This is a genomic window from Ensifer sp. PDNC004 (assembly GCF_016919405.1).
Classification (GTDB): domain Bacteria; phylum Pseudomonadota; class Alphaproteobacteria; order Rhizobiales; family Rhizobiaceae; genus Ensifer.
This window is the reverse complement of record NZ_CP070353.1, coordinates 727,056-741,798: the sequence shown is the minus strand read 5'-3', so window position 1 is coordinate 741,798 and position 14,743 is coordinate 727,056. Positions and strand designations below refer to the sequence as shown.

16 protein-coding genes are annotated in these 14,743 nt (G+C 62.5%); 9 read left to right on the top strand and 7 right to left on the bottom strand.

What is annotated here, in order from left to right; all coding sequences use genetic code 11:
* Positions 1 to 28: 28 nt before the first annotated feature.
* Together JVX98_RS11610 and JVX98_RS11605 are read right to left on the bottom strand one after the other, a co-directional pair.
* Positions 29 to 772, bottom strand: coding sequence for a polysaccharide deacetylase family protein (locus JVX98_RS11610; RefSeq protein WP_205238680.1), 744 nt, complete (start codon positions 770 to 772; stop codon positions 29 to 31).
* A gap of 113 nt (positions 773 to 885) precedes the next feature.
* Positions 886 to 3,153, bottom strand: coding sequence for an OmpA family protein (locus JVX98_RS11605; RefSeq protein ID WP_205238679.1), 2,268 nt, complete (start codon positions 3,151 to 3,153; stop codon positions 886 to 888).
* Positions 3,154 to 3,571: 418 nt separating this feature from the next.
* On the opposite strand from JVX98_RS11605, the gene JVX98_RS11600 reads away from it, so the two are divergent.
* The 4 genes from JVX98_RS11600 to JVX98_RS11585 all read left to right on the top strand — a co-directional run bounded on the left by JVX98_RS11600 (position 3,572) and on the right by JVX98_RS11585 (position 6,586).
* Positions 3,572 to 4,354, top strand: a complete 783-nt coding sequence (locus tag JVX98_RS11600; protein ID WP_034795139.1) for an ABC transporter substrate-binding protein — start codon at positions 3,572 to 3,574, stop codon at positions 4,352 to 4,354.
* A 169-nt stretch (positions 4,355 to 4,523) separates the two neighbouring features.
* Positions 4,524 to 5,327, top strand: coding sequence for an ABC transporter permease (locus JVX98_RS11595; protein WP_205238678.1), 804 nt, complete (start codon positions 4,524 to 4,526; stop codon positions 5,325 to 5,327).
* Positions 5,324 to 6,154 carry an ABC transporter permease gene (locus tag JVX98_RS11590; RefSeq protein WP_205238677.1) on the top strand — a complete coding sequence of 277 codons (831 nt, stop codon included), beginning with the start codon at positions 5,324 to 5,326 and terminating at the stop codon, positions 6,152 to 6,154. Before JVX98_RS11595 ends, JVX98_RS11590 begins: the two co-directional genes overlap by 4 nt.
* Before the next feature lie 165 nt (positions 6,155 to 6,319).
* Entirely contained in the window at positions 6,320 to 6,586 is a 267-nt protein-coding gene (locus JVX98_RS11585) for an usg protein (RefSeq protein WP_043625476.1), read from the top strand.
* A gap of 60 nt (positions 6,587 to 6,646) precedes the next feature.
* On the opposite strand, the gene JVX98_RS11580 is transcribed toward JVX98_RS11585, so the two are convergent.
* Positions 6,647 to 7,372, bottom strand: a complete 726-nt coding sequence (locus JVX98_RS11580) for a DUF2270 domain-containing protein (RefSeq protein ID WP_192446291.1) — start codon at positions 7,370 to 7,372, stop codon at positions 6,647 to 6,649.
* A 204-nt stretch (positions 7,373 to 7,576) separates the two neighbouring features.
* Between JVX98_RS11580 and JVX98_RS11575 the strand changes: the two genes are divergently transcribed.
* From JVX98_RS11575 to JVX98_RS11565, 3 genes are all read left to right on the top strand, one after another.
* The gene (locus JVX98_RS11575) at positions 7,577 to 8,404 is read left to right on the top strand and encodes a class I SAM-dependent methyltransferase (RefSeq protein WP_205238676.1); all 828 of its coding nucleotides are present in this window, start codon (positions 7,577 to 7,579) and stop codon (positions 8,402 to 8,404) included.
* Positions 8,405 to 8,516: 112 nt separating this feature from the next.
* Positions 8,517 to 9,386 (top strand): NAD(P)-dependent oxidoreductase, encoded by an 870-nt coding sequence (locus JVX98_RS11570; RefSeq protein WP_205238675.1) that lies wholly within the window; start codon positions 8,517 to 8,519, stop codon positions 9,384 to 9,386.
* Entirely contained in the window at positions 9,383 to 10,078 is a 696-nt protein-coding gene (locus JVX98_RS11565) for a DNA alkylation repair protein (protein WP_205238674.1), read from the top strand. The genes JVX98_RS11570 and JVX98_RS11565 overlap by 4 nt, the downstream gene beginning before the upstream one ends.
* A 13-nt stretch (positions 10,079 to 10,091) precedes the next feature.
* Here JVX98_RS11565 and JVX98_RS11560 read toward each other — a convergent pair whose 3' ends face one another.
* From JVX98_RS11560 to JVX98_RS11550, 3 genes are all read right to left on the bottom strand, one after another.
* Positions 10,092 to 10,580, bottom strand: coding sequence for an Lrp/AsnC family transcriptional regulator (locus JVX98_RS11560; protein ID WP_034795162.1), 489 nt, complete (start codon positions 10,578 to 10,580; stop codon positions 10,092 to 10,094).
* 65 nt (positions 10,581 to 10,645) lie between these two features.
* The gene (locus tag JVX98_RS11555; RefSeq protein ID WP_192446295.1) at positions 10,646 to 11,284 is read right to left on the bottom strand and encodes a uracil-DNA glycosylase family protein; all 639 of its coding nucleotides are present in this window, start codon (positions 11,282 to 11,284) and stop codon (positions 10,646 to 10,648) included.
* Positions 11,277 to 11,864: a thermonuclease family protein gene (locus JVX98_RS11550; protein WP_205238673.1), complete on the bottom strand. Its 588-nt coding sequence runs from the start codon at positions 11,862 to 11,864 to the stop codon at positions 11,277 to 11,279. Before JVX98_RS11550 ends, JVX98_RS11555 begins: the two co-directional genes overlap by 8 nt.
* Positions 11,865 to 12,170: 306 nt before the next feature.
* Here JVX98_RS11550 and JVX98_RS11545 point away from each other — a divergent pair, with 306 nt between their 5' ends.
* Both JVX98_RS11545 and JVX98_RS11540 read left to right on the top strand, forming a co-directional pair.
* Complete coding sequence (locus JVX98_RS11545; protein WP_205238672.1) at positions 12,171 to 13,706, top strand: HAMP domain-containing sensor histidine kinase; 1,536 nt, start codon at positions 12,171 to 12,173, stop codon at positions 13,704 to 13,706.
* A gap of 3 nt (positions 13,707 to 13,709) precedes the next feature.
* Positions 13,710 to 14,267 carry a GNAT family N-acetyltransferase gene (locus JVX98_RS11540; protein ID WP_205238671.1) on the top strand — a complete coding sequence of 186 codons (558 nt, stop codon included), beginning with the start codon at positions 13,710 to 13,712 and terminating at the stop codon, positions 14,265 to 14,267.
* Here JVX98_RS11540 and JVX98_RS11535 read toward each other — a convergent pair.
* Positions 14,257 to 14,670: a diacylglycerol kinase gene (locus JVX98_RS11535; protein ID WP_043625459.1), complete on the bottom strand. Its 414-nt coding sequence runs from the start codon at positions 14,668 to 14,670 to the stop codon at positions 14,257 to 14,259. The two genes, JVX98_RS11540 and JVX98_RS11535, sit on opposite strands and share 11 nt — an antisense overlap.
* Positions 14,671 to 14,743: the final 73 nt, after the last annotated feature.

Here is a 14,743-nt window from a genome sequence, read left to right as displayed (position 1 = left end):
CCGTGGGCCACGGCCCTGCTGGTCATCGTCAGTTCGTCGCGCCGACGGCCGTTTGGTCCGGAATGTCGTTCAGACGCACGAAGCTGTAGCCCTTGGCCTTGAGATCGAGAATGCCGCGGGCAACGCCGGCGCCGGCCGAATGGGTCGGCTGGTTGATGTGGGCGATGATGACGTCGCCGTCCTTGGCGGCGCGAATGCGCTTTTCAGCCATTGCGGCCCCCAGCAGCGAGCCGCCGTCGCCGTTCACCGAGTAGCCGGCGATGCGGTAACCCATAGCGCGGATCTGGCTCATCGACGAATGGGTGTATTTGGCCGTCGCGCCGCGAAACCACTTCGGCGCCGGCAGTCCATGCGCCTTGATTGCGACAGCGCCGCCATCGACTTCGGCCGCGACCGCCGCCTCGGAGCCGGCCGCCGCGATGCCATAGACGGAGATCTTCACGTCGATCGGCGGCACGTGCATCGCACCGTGGTCCTCAATCTCGAACAGATCAGGATGTGCCTTCATCACCTCGACGACGAGGCCGTTGCGCTTCAGCCAGCGCGCGGTGACGAAGATCGTCGCCGGGATACGGTTTTCGATCAGCGTGCCGAGGATGCGCATGTCGGTGGCGCCGCTGCAGGCGTCAAGCGTCAGTGCAACCCGCGGGGCTGCGCCCTTTCCGCCAGGATTGGAAGGCAGACGCAGATCCGGCTCGACGAGCCCAGGCGCAGCGGTGGCCGAATGGGCGAACGTGGTGGCGGCAACAAGCGCGAGAACAAGGGCTTTCATGGCAATCCGAGAAAGAATGTCTGGGAAGGAATGTCAAATGACAGAAACCCGCCTTTTGCGAGGCGGGTTTCCGAGATTTAGGTGGGCAGCCCTGCCCGAAGCTTGATCGGCGCCTAGCGCTGCGCGACCGGGCGAACCAGCGGCGTCACACGGCGAATGGTGACGCGACGGTTCTGCTGCTCGGCATCCTGGGTGCGAACCTTCAGGAAGCGCTCGCCATAGCCCTGGGTCGCCAGGTTTTCCGGCGGAATGCCGTAGACCTCGGTGAGCAGCGAGGCGACCGATTCGGCGCGCTTGTCGGAGAGCACCAGGTTCGAGCGGTCCGAGCCGACGGCATCGGTGTGGCCTTCGATGAAGAAGGTTTCACCCGGATCCTTGGCAAGGATCTTCTCCATCGCGGCTGCGACCTTGCGCATGGTCTTGGCCTGCGACATCGACACTTCGGCACTGCCCGTCGGGAAGGTGATGGTGTCGAGGTCGACGCGGCGAACCTTGTCACGCAGGCGGGCGGAGTGGCGCACTTCGTCCATCGTGTAGACGCGTTCGACACGCTCGACCGGCGGCTCGGCGAGGAACTGGTAGTAGTCGCGATCCGGATCGTCGGAAACGTCGGCGATGTAGTCGCGGACCGGGATGCGCAGGCGCATCGGCGGCAGTTCGTAGCCGACGTCGATGATCGCCGGACGCGGGCCTTCGTCACGCTCGGGCGCATAGATCATCAGGTATTCGTTGCCGTCGCGGTCGACACGCGAGCGCTGCAGAATGTCGCCGTAACGGTTGTAGACGGTGACGATCCGGTAGCCGCCCGGACGCACGATGGTTTCGCGGGTGCGGCCACGCGGAAGCTGATCGTAGTAGGTCTCTTCCGCATCGTAACGCAGGCGCGGACGGTCGTCGCCACGCACGAAGATCTGGTCGCCCACCCCGAGGATCACCCGGTTGTCGATCTGTTCGACGATCTTCACCTCGGTGATGTTGTTGGTGATGTTGTTGACCGTCGTGTTGTTGTTGATCACCGTGTTGTTGATAACGGTGTTGTTGACGATGTTGGTCGTCTCCGGAACCACGAAGACCGGAGCCTCGTCGACGCGCGTACCCTTTTCGTTGAGGTTCGCTTCGATCTTCTGCGGCAGGTCGGCCTGGATCTCGGCAGCGATCGCAGCCTGCGCTGCGGCATCGTCGGCTGGCGGCGGTGCGTCCTCTTCCTTGGCGCGCAGTTCCTCGCGCAGCTTCTGACGCTCTTCGCGCGCCTGGTTGCCGCCGGCATTGTCAGCGTCCTTGTCGCTGTCGAGCACGGCCGCACCGTTTTCGACCGGCAGGACGACGGTTTCGTCGGTCGCAGCCGGATCGTCGGCGATCTTCACCTTCTCTTCTTCGGTACGGGTATCGACCACTTCCGGAGCCGGCTGCTGCACCTGCGGCTGCTCGGCGGTCACCGGCTGCTCGGTACCAGGCACAGGCTGGCCTTCACCCGTCTGCGGTTGTTCCGTGCCGGGTGCAGGCTGCCCTTCGCCGGTCTGCGGCTGCGGCTCGACGGCAGGAGCGGTTTCGCCACCGGCCTTCTGCTCTTCGGCAGCCTTCTGCTCTTCGGCAGCCTTCTGTTCGTCAGCAGTCTTCTGCTCTTCGGCAGCCTTCTGCTCTTCGGCAGCCTTCTGCTCTTCGGCAGCCTTCTGCTCTTCAGCAGCCTTCTGTTCGTCAGTAGTCTTCTGCTCTTCAGCAGCCTTCTGCTCTTCAGCAGCCTTCTGCTCTTCAGCAGCCTTCTGCTCTTCAGCAGCCTTCTGCTCTTCAGCAGCCTTCTGCTCTTCGGCAGCCTTCTGTTCGTCAGCAGCCTTCTGCTCTTCGGCAGCCTTCTGCTCTTCGGCAGCCTTCTGCTCGTCAGCAGCCTTCTGTTCCTCAGCAGCCTTCTGCTGCTCGGCGGCCTGACGGGCAGCTTCTTCCTCAGCGGCCTTCTGCTGTTCGGCGGCCTGGCGCGCAGCTTCTTCCTCAGCGGCCTTCTGCTGTTCGGCGGCCTGACGGGCAGCCTCTTCCTCGGCAGCCTTCTGCTGTTCGGCAGCCTGGCGCGCAGCTTCTTCCTCAGCGGCACGCTGCTGTTCGGCCGCCTGGCGCGCTGCCTCTTCCTCGGCAGCACGCTGCTGCTGCTCGGCGGCTTGGCGCGCGGCCTCTTCTTCAGCGGCGCGCTGCTGTTCGGCAGCCTGGCGCGCAGCTTCTTCTTCCGCCTGGCGCTGTTGCTGCAGCAGCAGTTCCTGGTCGGATTGGCCACCGCCCTCCTGTGCAACCTCGAATGGCTTCATCAGGCTGTCGGCCACGGCAGGCGGAACCGCCACGGACACCGACAGCACCGGCAGCGCGACGGTCGCAAACAGCTTGGATCGAATCGACATTTTGTCTTCCTTCCTCTTCCTGGGAGGTCCTGGCCCGCATCCTCTCGTCAACCCATGACACGCTGACGAAGGGAATACGAACACGAATACTTACGGGGCCTTGACCCAAGGTTTCGGCTTTTTTGTGTTGGCCGCGAGACGCGCGGTCCAATGCAACGCCCAAACCGCGAACCGGTTCCTTGACAAGGGCTAGCGGAGGCAAGATTAACCGCCGCTGAACGCCTTGTTCGTGTTTCTCCGACGCTGAAAAGCACAATCATCGGTCGAATTCCGATTCCCGTTGAGCGCCTTCGCTTTCCTGTTGATTTTTAGTGGAAAAGAGTACGAATATCGCCACAACCGGCGGCAGACGCCCCGGCTGAAATTGGCATCCGCGAAAAACAACAATGCCGGATGTCGACCAACAGAGAGGACTATCATGCGTATTTCCAAGCGGCTGGCAGCCGCCGCATCGGCTGCCGTTTTCGTGCTCATGGCAGGCTCGGCCATGGCCGACGGCGAAAAGGTCGTGATCGGCACGGAAGGCGCCTACCCGCCCTTCAACAACCTGGAAGCGGACGGCACGCTGACGGGCTTCGACATCGACATCGCCAAGGCGCTGTGCGTGGAAATGAAGGCCGAGTGCACTTTCGTGACGCAGGACTGGGACGGCATCATTCCGGCGCTCATCGCCAAGAAGTTCGACGCCATCATCGCGTCCATGTCGATCACCGCCGAGCGCAAGGAAAAGGTCGACTTCACCAACAAGTACTACAACACCCCGCCGGCAATCGTCGTGCCGAAGGATTCGCCGATCACCGAGGCAACCGCAGCCGCCCTTCAGGGCAAGGCGCTCGGCGCGCAAGGCTCGACCACCCATTCCAACTATGCCGAAGCGCATATGAAGGGTGCCGAAATCAAGCTCTATCCGACGGCTGACGAGTACAAGCTCGACATCGCCAACGGCCGTATCGATGCGGTCATCGACGACGTCGTCGTGCTCTCGGAATGGCTGAAGACTGCTGACGGCGCCTGCTGCAAGCTGCTCGGCACCCTGCCGATCGACCCCGTCATCAACGGCGACGGCGCCGGTATCGCGGTCCGCAAGGGCGACGATGCGCTGCGCGAGAAGTTCAACAAGGCGATCGAAGCGATCCGCGCCAACGGCAAGTACAAGGAAATCAACGAAAAGTACTTCCCATTCGACGTTTACGGCAGCTGATTGACTGTTTCCGGTGCGATTTCCTAGTGAATCATGCCGGAAAAACGTCGGTTGATGCGAAAATTGCAACGGCGGATGGCTTGCCCTTCCGCCGTTTTTGTTTGACAAGTGCCTAAAACAAAGCGCGATCGATACGCATAAAAACAGCGCAAAAGGGGAAATCTCTGACATGAGCGGGTTGTTTGCCGGCTTCTATTCCATCCTCTCCTGGATCGGATCGATCGTCGATCCATTCTGCGGCCCGGTCGGGGTCTTTACCTGGCTCGCACCTGGCACGCTTCTCGCCTGCGGCGACACCGGATGGGGTGACGATATCGCCCACGGCTTCGTCATTACCGCGAGCCTTGCCATCGCAACGCTGCCCGTCGGCCTGTTGATCGGCTTCTTCATCGCGCTCGGCAAACAGTCCGAAGAGCGCACAGTTCGGCTCGCGTCGAACATTTACACGACGATCTTCCGCGGCCTGCCCGAACTGCTGACGCTCTTCATCGTCTATTACGGCTTGCAGATCCTCGTTCAACAACTGCTGGCATCGCTCGGCTACAACGGTCCGGTCGAGATCAATGCCTTCTTCGCCGGCATGATCGCACTCGGCGTCGTCTTCTCCGCCTATTGCTCGGAGGTGCTGCTGTCGGCTTTCAAGGCCATCCCGCATGGACAATACGAAGCCGGTGACGCCCTTGGCTTGCATCGCGGCCGCACCATGCGCCTCATCATCCTGCCGCAGCTCGTGCGCATCGCCCTGCCCGGCCTCGGCAATCTCTGGATGGCGCTGCTCAAGGACACGGCCCTCGTCTCGGTCGTCGGCCTGACGGACATCCTGCGTCAGACCGGCATTGCCGCCCGCGTGACCAAGCAGGCCTTCGAATTCTACGGTGTTGCCTGCGTGCTCTTCCTGATCCTCGCGATGATTTCCTCGATCGTCTTCTCCTATATTGAACGGCGAACCAAACGTGCGGAGATGGGCCGATGAGTGTCGTTGCAACGATGATCCCGCCGCAGGCGCCGCCGCCGGTTCCGGCGAAGCCCTACACGCTCACCCGCTTCGTCGGCAGCGTTGCGCTCGGCATCTGGCTGGCGCTCGGCGTCGGCATCTTCCTGACCGTGGTCGGCGGCTGGGATCCGGACAAGTTCGCCAAGTACGGCCCGCGTTTCATCAACGGCCTCGGCGTCACGCTGACGCTGGTCGGCCTTTCGATCGTCATGGGCGCCATCCTGTCGCTGCCGATCGCCTTTGCCCGCATGTCGAAGAACAAGGTCCTGTCGTGGCTCGCCTACGGTTATGTCTACTTCTTCCGCGGCACGCCGCTGCTGGCACAGCTCTTCCTCATCTATTACGGCCTCGGCAGCTTCCGCCCGCAGCTCGAAGCGGTCGGCCTGTGGTGGTTCTTCCGTGACGCCTGGAACTGCGCGATCTTCGCCTTCACGCTCAACACCGCAGCCTACCAGGCGGAAATCCTGCGCGGCGCGATCGAGAGCGTGCCGCGCGGCCAACGCGAGGGCGCTGACGCGCTCGGCCTTCCCCAGCGCGTCGCCTTCTGGAAGATCATCCTGCCGCAGGCGATGATCGTGGCGCTGCGCCCCTACGGCAACGAAATCATCCTGATGATCAAGGGCTCGGCGATCGTCGCAATCGTAACCGTCTTCGATCTCATGGGCGAAACACGCTACGCCTTCTCCCGCACCTTCGATTTCCAGATGTATATCTGGGCAGCCATTCTCTACCTCATCATGGTCGAGATCCTGCGCAACATCTGGAGCCTGCTGGAAGCGCGTCTGACGCGCCATCTGAAGCGCTAGGTTTTCTACGTCGATTTCGAACAGGCTTGGCAGCACTCCCAAAGAGAGGCTGCCAAGCTTTTGTTATTTCACGAGAAAGTTTCAATTCGGGACAAATATTAGCCCTTGATTAACAAATCAGGCGTTTCATCATAGAGACCAACCTTTGCGAGAAGTGAGGTCCACATGACGAACGAGATGGAACTTCAGCTCAAGGGCTACGGACTGACGACGGCGCAGATCCTCTACCACCTGCCCGACCATCCGGCCTTCCTCCAAACCTACATCTGGCAGCACTACGACCTGGCACCGGAATTCCCGGAAATGCGCAGCTTCCTGAAATTCTGGGAAGAGAAGCTCGACGGGCCGTTGCATTCGGTGCGCTACGTGCACCGCAAGCTGATCTCGGCCACCGAATGGCGCGCACTGAAGGGCGAGTTCATTCTGCACTGAGAGCTTCACTGGTGATCGCTCTCTGTCTTCGAGACCGGCGAGACGTGACGCCCGGCGCCTTCAGACATGCACCTCCCCATGCGCCAGTTCGCCCTCGTGCGGCTCCTTGTGCAGCGAGCCGTAGAGCACCACCCCATAGAACAGCACGACACCGATGATCACCGGCCAGCCGGGCAACGGACCGAGGGCTGCATTCTGGGCGACGTCCATCCAGGAGCGCACGTGGCCGAAAGGCTCGCCATTGGTGGAGATCTTCGGCGACGAAATCTTCAGCGCCCAGGCGAGCAGCAGGATCAGGTACATCCAGCAGTAATTGCGTTGCAGCCGGCGGCAGACCGCTTCCCGGTAGCTCATCAGGAAGGCGGGCTTGCGCAGGCTCTTGGCGATCGACGCCGCCCAATTGAGGTTCGGCGTGCCGTCGGGCGCCAGGATCTGGGCGAAGTAGCCGCGCTCCAGTTGCCGCACCCGGGCGCGGTAGACGTCGAAGAAGCGATAGCGCCGGGCTTCGATCAGAAGCAAGAGCGTGATCAGCAGCATGGCAAAGAGCAGCACGCCATGATGCGACGACGGCGTCGATAGTGAGACCGAAAGCAGCGCTGCAACGACAGTGATTGCCCAGTTGGACGTCCGGTCAATGCGGTCGCGCCAGCCGGCCATGCGCCCCATCTCGCCGCGATAATAATGCACCACGGCGTTGATCTGTTCCTGCGACGTCTGCGGCAAAGGCGGGCCTTTCGGCTCCTTCGTTTCGGCGCTCAAGATCAGCGGCCCAAGCTCGGCGGACATCGGCATTCCTCCCGTCTTTTCTTATGCTTGCGATGATGACTCCTTTCCTGTCGCCGATAAATCCCGATGACGCCGCATGGCGACGTTTTTCGTTCAAAAGATCAATGAAATCCTGCCACTGGCCACAGGCACGCCCGACCTGCCGCCGCAAAGCTTTCGCCGACGGCGATTGCCAAAGACCGGCTGCGGACGTAAGAAGCGCCCATGACCCAGAAAAGCACGAAAATCGACGAGGAAGCGCTGGCCGAGGCCTATAACCGCGCCCTTTCCCTGGAAAAGTCCGGCAAGTTCGATGCCGCCGCCGACGCCTATCACGAAGTGCTGGCGCTCGATCCGGAAGACCACGGCGGCGCTGCCGTGCGGCTGGCCTCGATGGGACGCGGCGAAACGCCTGTGAAGGCGCCCGACGCCTATGTCGCCACGCTCTTCGACCAGCATGCCGAAGTCTTCGACAACGTGCTCGTCGACCAGCTCGGCTACTGCGTGCCCTTGCTCGTTCGCCAGCGCCTGCAGGCGCTTGAGCTCGGGCCGTTCGACCGCGTGCTCGACCTCGGCTGCGGCACGGGGCTGACCGGCGGCGCGCTTCGCGACATGGCCGAAGACATCACCGGCGTCGATCTCTCCGAAAACATGGTCGAGATCGCCCATGAGAAAGACCTCTACGAGACGCTCTACGTCGCCGAAGCGGTCGACTTTCTCGACGACAATGACGACGAGCCCTTCGACCTGATCGTCGCCACCGACGTGCTTCCCTATATGGGCGCGCTCGAGGCGCTGTTCTTCGGCGCCGTCGACAACCTCGTGCCGGGCGGCCTGCTGATCTTCTCCAGCGAGACGCTGCCCGCGGAAACCTTCTCCGGCCGCGATTTCATGGTCGGCCCGCACCAGCGCTTCGCCCATGCCGAGAGCTACCTGCGCGACCGCCTCGCCGCCACCGGCTTCGAGATCGTCGAAGTCGGCGACATCACGGTTCGCCTGGAAGAAGGCGAGCCGATTGCCGGACATCTGGTGGTCGCACGCTTCAAGCCCTGATTGGGCCATGACGGCATCATGAGAAGGGAGCATCGCACGATGCTCCCTTCTCTCTTTTCCGCACCCGCGCCATCGGCTACACCAAGGCGAAAGCAATGGGAGTATTCGGAAAATGGCAAAGGTTGCATTCATCGGTCTCGGCGTCATGGGCTACCCCATGGCCAGCCACCTCAAGGTCCGCGGCGGGCACGAGCTGACGGTCTATAACCGCACCTTCGCCAAGGCCGAGAAATGGGCGGCCGAGTTCGGCGGTCGCGCGACAAGTACGCCGGCGGAAGCTGCCGATGGCGCCGATTTCGTCTTCTGCTGCGTCGGCAATGACGACGACCTGCGTTCAGTCACCACCGGCAAGGACGGCGCCTTCGAGAAATTGAAGGCCGATGCCGTCTTCATCGACAACACCACGGCCTCCGCCGAGGTCGCCCGCGAACTTTACGAGGCGGCCAAGGCCCGCAACGCTCACTTCATCGACGCCCCGGTTTCCGGCGGCCAGGCGGGTGCCGAAAATGGCGTGCTGACGGTGATGTGCGGTGGCGACGAGGCCGCCTTTGATCGCGCCAAGCCGGTCATCGAAGCCTTTGCCCGCATGGTCGGCCTGATGGGCCCGGCCGGCGCCGGCCAGATCACCAAGATGATCAACCAGATCTGCATCGCCGGCCTCGTCCAGGGGCTCGCCGAAGGCATTCATTTCGGCAAGAAGGCCGGCCTCGACATCGAGAAGGTCGTCGACGTCATCTCCAAGGGAGCGGCCGGCTCCTGGCAGATGGAAAACCGCCACAAGACCATGAACGCCGGCAAGTACGATTTCGGCTTTGCCGTCGACTGGATGCGCAAGGATCTCGACATCGTGCTCGCCGAAGCCCGCCGCAACGGCGCCAAGCTGCCGGTGACGGCGCTGGTCGACCAGTTCTACGGCGATGTGCAGGAAATGGGCGGCAATCGCTGGGATACGTCCTCGCTGCTCGCCCGCCTCGAAAAGTGAGCCTCGGCCCCTCCTCGACCGCAGACGAGATCATCGCTCATCTGCGGTCACTCGGCTCCAAGGACAATCTCCCCGGTATGGCACGTTTCGGCATCGTCACCGATAGCGCGATCGGGCTCTCCAATGTCGAACTGCACAAGATCACCCGGCTGGTGAAAGCTGATCACAGCCGTGCGCTGGAGCTCTGGCAGTCCGGCATTCGCGAGGCGCGCATCCTGGCCGCCTTCACCGCCAATCCGCAAGTGTTGACGCTCGACGAGGCGCGCCGCTGGGCGGAGGACTGCAATTCCTGGGAAGTCGTCGATACCGTCGCCGACCTTTTCATTGACGCACGCTTCGAACGCGAACTGATCCCGGAGTTTGCCGCCGACGAACGGGAATTCGTCCGCCGCATCGCCTTTGCGATGATCGCCACGGCTGCGGTTCACCTGAAGAAGGAGCCGGACGCAACGCTTCTCGCCTGGCTACCGTTGATCGAGCAGCATTCCGGCGACGATCGCAACTTCGTCAAGAAGGCGGTCAACTGGGCGCTCCGGCAGATCGGCAAGCGCAATGCCGCCTGCCACGGCCCGGCACTTACACTGGCTAAGAAACTGGCGGAAAGCGAAAACCGCGCCGCCCGCTGGACGGGCAAGGACGCGGTTCGCGAACTGTCGAACGAAAAGATCCTGGCAAGGCTTGGCCTCGCCTGAGCCTTAGCTGAGGTCAGTCCTCGCTGGACTTCGCCTGGTCGATCATCATGTAGTCGAGCGGCAGCTCGGTCGTATACTTGATCTGCTCCATGGCGAAGACGGAGGAGACGTCGCGGATCTCGATCTTGGCGATCATGCGCTTGTAGAAGGCGTCATAGGCCGCGATGTCAGGCACGACGACGCGCAGCAAATAGTCGACGTCGCCGCTCATGCGGTAGAACTCGACCACTTCCGGAAATTCGGACACCACCTCGGAGAACCGGCGCAGCCACTCCATCGAGTGGGAATTCGTGCGGATCGAGACGAAGACCGTGACCTTGGTGTTGATCTTCACCGGATCGAGCAGCGCGACGCGACGGCGGATGACGCCGTCCTCTTCCATCTTCTGGATGCGCCGCCAGCACGGCGTGGTCGAAAGCCCGACCTTCTTGGCAAGGTCGGCAACGGCCAGCGTGGAATCCTCCTGCAGCAGGCGCAGGATTTTGCGGTCTAGGCGATCCATGAGAGTCCCTCTCGAATTATTTTTCCCTCTATAGCGCGAAATTAGTGAAGATAAAGAAAATTGTTTCAGTTCGCGAGAACGGAAACACGTTCGCGCAGAAAGGGCAGCACGTCCGCCTCGAACCAGGGATTGCGCTTCAGCCAGCCGGTGTTGCGCCAGCTTGGATGCGGCAGAGGCAGGATCGCCGGCACAGCGTTGCGCATGGCGTAGCGCCGCCAATCCTTCACCGTCTCGGTCATCGATTTCGGACAGTCCGGGCCGATGTGCCAGCGCTGCGCATAGTGGCCGATCGCCAGCACCAGCTCCACCTGCGGCATCTGCTCCATTACCCGGTGGCGCCAGAGCGGCGCGCATTCGCGCCTCGGCGGCAGGTCGCTGCCATGGGCGTCATAGCCCGGAAAACAGAAGCCCATCGGCACGATCGCGAATTTATCCGGATCGTAGAAAGCCTCGCGATCGACGGCCAGCCACTGCCGCAGCCGGTCGCCGGACGCATCGTTGAACGGCAGGCCGCTGTCATGCACGCGCAGCCCGGGCGCCTGCCCGGCAATCAGGATGCGCGCGGCAGTGGAGATCACCGCCACCGGCCGCGGCTCGTGCGGCAGCCGGTCGGCCTCGCCACGCTGCGGATTGTCGCGACAGATGCGGCAGGCGGCAATGTCTGCCCGCAACCGTTCGAGTTGAGCAATGCGGTCGTCAGGCATCGGCGATACCGGAAAAGAGTGCGGTCAGGCGCTCGAGCAGCCAACCGCGGATCGCGGCAAGCCAGCCATCAATCAGGTGCGGCCCCTCGTCGGGATGACCGTTTGTCCGACGCCACTCCTGCGGCTTCACGAACTGGCCGGCCCAGAGCCCACGCTGCTCGCGTTCTGCCCTTGCCTCCTCGGCCTCATAGCGTCCGTAGCTCACCGCATAACCCGAAAGCACCATTTCGCGCCCGACATCGCGGCTGGCCGCATCGCAGATACCAAGCTCGCGGCCGTATTTGTCGCGGCCGTGAAAACGACAGCGCACGTCGCCCGCCGATATCAGCGCCCGCAACCGGTCGCGCGCCTCTCGGCCGCAATCCCAGGCAACACCGTCGCGTTTGCAGGTCTGGCCGAGTTCCGGCGCATCGATGCCCTCGATGCGGACGCGCTTCCCGTCGATCCGCAGGCTGTCGCCGTCGCTCGCAATCGCCGCGCCCCGTGCTGAACCGGTCGAAGATCGTTCTCCGACCGGCAGCCGATCGGCGAAAAAGGCGCCGATCGCAAGCAGCAGAAGAATGATCCATCCGCCGGCCATGCCGCGACGTCCGCCGGACGGCGCATGACCGCGGGACCTGCCGCGGCCCCTGGGAAACCGATATGTCGTCCGCCCGAATTTCACGCCTGCCCTAACCTCGTTTGCCCGCACGGTGCCTGACAGACCAGCGCATCATAAACATGGTCGATTCCAAAAGATTAGAGAAGGAATCTCACATGCAGCACGATCTGTTGCGCCCTTGAACACGGCTGCGCCACAATGGTTGTCGAATCCTTCACGCACCGCAGCAACTTCTTAAGGATTGCTCACTAGACTGCAACGCAATCGCAACCGTCGCATATGAGCATGAGTATCGCTGCCAGCACATCGACCGATAAGATTATCGTCGACAAATCGCGTAGCCATCGAAACAAGGCTGTTTCGAGGACGGTCCGCGCAACGCGCGAACGGCTGCAGACGGGCTCGTCGGTGCCTTCGGGCTTCGAGCGCGAGATGCTCAATCTCTACATCGACAGTGCGCTGCATGGCGCGATCGCCATCCCGGTGCTCGTCGCGCTGATAACAGCGGTCGGCATCTACCTCTCCGGCAATCTCGGCTTCGTCCTCTGGGCGGTCATGACGCTTTCGGCCCATGCCGTCACGCTCTTCTTTGCGCGTAAGGCACGCCGGGAAGACATGAGCGCCGAGAAGGTTCCGGTCTGGCGTCGCCGCTTCCTGCTCGGCCAGGTGCTGATGGGCCTCTGCTGGGCGACCTTCGTGGCGCAGGATTGTGCCAGCTGCGGCAATGTGCGCTTCGGCTTCTTCGAGGGTACGGTGCTGCTGGTCGCGCTTGCTGCGACCGCCATGGGCACGTTCCTGCTGCGCAACGCGCTCCTCTACACGTTCGCACCGGTCGTCGCCGCCCTCGCCTTCGCATCGCTCACGACCGGCGACCCCATCTATGTCGGCCTCACCGGCATCATCTCGCTGTCGCTGCTCTTCCTGGTGCTGATGACGGACCGGATGAACCGCGCAAGCGTTCACATCCTTTCCGTTCAGTCGGAAAAGGACGACCTGATCGCGGAACTCGAAGTGGCAAAGTCGATGTCCGACGAAGCCCGCCGGCGCGCTGAAGAAGCCAACCTCGCCAAGTCGCGCTTCCTCGCATCCATGTCGCACGAGCTGCGCACGCCGCTGAACGCCATTCTCGGCTTCTCCGAGGTGATGTCGACCGAGGTTCTGGGCCCGCTCAGCAACCCGACCTACAAGGAATACACCAACGACATCCACCGCTCGGGCGAGCATCTCTTGAACCTCATCAACGAGATCCTCGACCTGTCGCGCATCGAGGCTGGCCGCTACGATCTCAACGAGGATTCAGTCAGCCTCGTCGATATCGCCGAGGATTGCATCGGCATGGTGCAATTGAAGGCCCGCGCCAAGAACATCACGATCCACCAGCAGTTCGAACACGGCATGCCCTCGGTCTGGGTCGACGAAAAATCGATGCGCCAGGTCATTCTCAATCTGCTGTCAAATGCCGTGAAGTTCACCAACACCGGCGGCGAAGTCACCTTCAAGGTCGGCTGGACGGCCGGCGGCGGCCAGTATCTCTCGATCAAGGACAACGGCCCCGGCATTCCCGAAGAGGAAATTCCGATCGTGCTCTCAGCTTTCGGCCAGGGCTCGATCGCCATCAAGAGCGCTGAACAGGGCACCGGCCTCGGCCTGCCGATCGTCCAAGCCATCCTTGCCAAGCACAATGGCGAATTCATTCTGCGCTCGAAGCTGCGCGAAGGCACTGAAGCCATCGCCATCCTGCCGGCCCGCCGCGTGCTCGAAAGCCTGCCGGCGATCGAGGATGTCTCAGCCCCGGTTCGCCGCCGCAAGAGCTTCGCCTGATCCATGCGCATCGAAACGCAACGCCTCAGGCTTCGGCCCTGGGAGGAACGCGACATCGCGCCCTTTGCGCTTGCGAATGCCGATCCCGAAGTCCGGCGCTACTACTATCCGGCCATTCTGACGCACGACGAAACGGCAGCGATGATTGACGACTGCACCCGTCACCTCGCAGACCGCGGCTTCGGTTTCGTCGCCGTTGAACGCAAGTCCGATGGGGCGCTGATCGGCGGTCTCGGCCTTTCGGAGGCCGGAGACGAAATCCCCGGCGGTCCGCATGTCGAAATCGGCTGGATCCTCGCCCGCGCCCACTGGCGGCAGGGTTATGCGCTGGAGGCGGCGAGCGCCTGCCTGGACCATGCGTGGCGCGCACTCGGCCTTGCCGAGGTCATCGGTTACACCTCGCGCATCAACCAGCCGTCGCGGGCACTGATGGAACGATTGGGCATGCGCACGGATCCGGCCGAGGACTTCGACGACGTCACGGTGCCCGTGGGCAACCCGCTGCGTCCGCACGTGCTCTATCGGGTGAAGGCGCCGGCCGGCTGGCCGATTAGTTCATGAAGCCGTCGAAGATCACGACATAGGCGGCATAGACGCCGTTGGCGACGATCAGGCAGAGGCAGGCGAAGGATCCGAGATCCTTGGCGTTCTTGCCCATTTCCGAGATTTCGGGAGAAACGCGATCGACGATTTCCTCGATGGCCGTGTTGATCGCCTCGAAGGCCATCATCAGCAGGAAGAGGATCGCCATCGCCACATATTGGAAGAAGGTTGCGCCGACGACGATGAAAGCGACCATCGCAGCAGCAAAGGCGATCAGCTCATGGCGGAAGGCCGCCTCGCCGATCAGCCGCTTGGCGCCGCCGAGCGAATAGCTCGCAGCGGCAAACAGATGCCGAATGCCGGTCTGCTTTTCGACAGGACCCGTCTGTCCAATGCGGTGCGTGGTGTTCTTGGCGTCCATTTCGTCTCGACAGGGCTTGAAACTATGCTTGCTTCGACATCGTGATTGAGGCGAATGCAAGGCGGTTTCGGTT

What these genes read in the sequence shown, in the direction of transcription:
- JVX98_RS11590 (WP_205238677.1), top strand. Translation starts at nt 5,324, where the DNA reads ATGAGTGTCGTTGCAACGATGATCCCGCCGCAGGCGCCGCCGCCGGTT.
- JVX98_RS11560 (WP_034795162.1), bottom strand. Translation starts at nt 10,580, where the DNA reads ATGGATCGCCTAGACCGCAAAATCCTGCGCCTGCTGCAGGAGGATTCC.
- JVX98_RS11535 (WP_043625459.1), bottom strand. Translation starts at nt 14,670, where the DNA reads ATGGACGCCAAGAACACCACGCACCGCATTGGACAGACGGGTCCTGTC.
- JVX98_RS11550 (WP_205238673.1), bottom strand. Translation starts at nt 11,864, where the DNA reads ATGGCCGGCGGATGGATCATTCTTCTGCTGCTTGCGATCGGCGCCTTT.
- JVX98_RS11585 (WP_043625476.1), top strand. Translation starts at nt 6,320, where the DNA reads ATGACGAACGAGATGGAACTTCAGCTCAAGGGCTACGGACTGACGACG.
- JVX98_RS11540 (WP_205238671.1), top strand. Translation starts at nt 13,710, where the DNA reads ATGCGCATCGAAACGCAACGCCTCAGGCTTCGGCCCTGGGAGGAACGC.
- JVX98_RS11555 (WP_192446295.1), bottom strand. Translation starts at nt 11,284, where the DNA reads ATGCCTGACGACCGCATTGCTCAACTCGAACGGTTGCGGGCAGACATT.
- JVX98_RS11610 (WP_205238680.1), bottom strand. Translation starts at nt 772, where the DNA reads ATGAAAGCCCTTGTTCTCGCGCTTGTTGCCGCCACCACGTTCGCCCAT.
- JVX98_RS11580 (WP_192446291.1), bottom strand. Translation starts at nt 7,372, where the DNA reads ATGTCCGCCGAGCTTGGGCCGCTGATCTTGAGCGCCGAAACGAAGGAG.
- JVX98_RS11570 (WP_205238675.1), top strand. Translation starts at nt 8,517, where the DNA reads ATGGCAAAGGTTGCATTCATCGGTCTCGGCGTCATGGGCTACCCCATG.
- JVX98_RS11600 (WP_034795139.1), top strand. Translation starts at nt 3,572, where the DNA reads ATGCGTATTTCCAAGCGGCTGGCAGCCGCCGCATCGGCTGCCGTTTTC.
- JVX98_RS11595 (WP_205238678.1), top strand. Translation starts at nt 4,524, where the DNA reads ATGAGCGGGTTGTTTGCCGGCTTCTATTCCATCCTCTCCTGGATCGGA.
- JVX98_RS11605 (WP_205238679.1), bottom strand. Translation starts at nt 3,153, where the DNA reads ATGTCGATTCGATCCAAGCTGTTTGCGACCGTCGCGCTGCCGGTGCTG.
- JVX98_RS11575 (WP_205238676.1), top strand. Translation starts at nt 7,577, where the DNA reads ATGACCCAGAAAAGCACGAAAATCGACGAGGAAGCGCTGGCCGAGGCC.
- JVX98_RS11545 (WP_205238672.1), top strand. Translation starts at nt 12,171, where the DNA reads ATGAGTATCGCTGCCAGCACATCGACCGATAAGATTATCGTCGACAAA.